Raw genomic sequence first — 1,194 nt, forward strand, 5'->3', positions numbered from 1 at the left:
GCCGGCCCCCGCCCCGGCCCCCGAGCCCACACCGCCGCCCCAGCCGGTGCCGTCGCCGACCGTCATCCCGCCCGCGCCGGACCTGCAGGACATGCTCGATTCACTGACCTCCGAGTTCAACTCCTTCGTCCCACCGGGCCAGGCCGGCGAGGGCGACGGTGGCGGCAACACCGGTGGCAACGCGAACCCGAACGCGGGTGCGGCCGCGAACAACGGCAGGGGAGGTGACGGCGGATGACCACACCTCACCTGCTGGCCGGTCGGTACGAGATCGGCGAGGTCCTCGGGTTCGGCGGCATGTCCGAGGTCCACCGGGGGCGGGACACCGTCCTCGGCCGTGACGTGGCGGTCAAGATCATGCGGCCCGAGTTGGCCCGCGACGAGACCTTCTACCAGCGCTTCCGCCGCGAGGCCCAGAACTCGGCGTCGCTCAACCACCCCTCCATCGTGGCGATCTACGACACGGGCGAGGAGCGCACCGATGACGGCGCGTTGCCCTACATCGTCATGGAACTGGTCGAGGGCGACACGATCCGGGACATCGTCAAGATGGATGGTCCGTTGGAGGTGGAACGCGCACTCGGGGTGATGGCGGACGTCTGCGGCGCCCTCGACTTCTCCCACAAGAAGGGGATCATCCACCGCGACGTCAAGCCGGCGAACATCATGATCTCGCGCGACGGGGCCGTCAAGGTCATGGACTTCGGGATCGCGCGCGCGGTCAGCGACGCCAGCTCGACCCTCACCAACACCTCGTCCGTGCTCGGCACCGCCCAGTACCTCAGCCCCGAGCAGGCCCGGGGCGAGACGGTGGACGCCCGATCGGACCTGTACTCGGCCGGCTGCGTCCTGTACGAGATGGTCGCCGGAGCCCCGCCGTTCACCGGCGAATCCCCCGTCGCCGTGGCGTACCAGCACGTCCGCGAGTCACCGCAGCCGCCCTCCGCGATCAACCCGGAGGTCGGCCGGTACGTCGACGCCGTGGTCATGCAGGCGATGGCCAAGAACCCCGAAAACCGGTACGACACCGCCGGGGACATGCGCACCGACCTGCTCGCCGTCCTGAGCGGCGGCCGGCCGGCCGCCCCGCTCGTGCTCTCCGACGACGAGCTCGACGACGGACAACGACCCGACGCCCCCCACGGATTCGCCGGGGCGGGCTACGGCTCGGGCCGCGCCGACCGGATCCCGCCG

General features: G+C 71.1%; 1 protein-coding gene and 1 pseudogene. Both read left to right on the forward strand.

The window, feature by feature from the left end:
• A pseudogene (locus G6021_RS16960) lies at nucleotides 1–238 on the forward strand (serine/threonine protein kinase); the annotation flags it as partial.
• Nucleotides 235–1,194 (forward strand): Stk1 family PASTA domain-containing Ser/Thr kinase (gene pknB / locus G6021_RS12995; RefSeq protein WP_182641472.1); only part of this gene is annotated, 960 nt, incomplete at its 3' end. The pseudogene G6021_RS16960 and the gene pknB, both read left to right, overlap by 4 nt.

It is taken from the genome of Dietzia sp. CW19, from assembly GCF_014145265.1.
GTDB lineage: Bacteria > Actinomycetota > Actinomycetes > Mycobacteriales > Mycobacteriaceae > Dietzia > Dietzia natronolimnaea.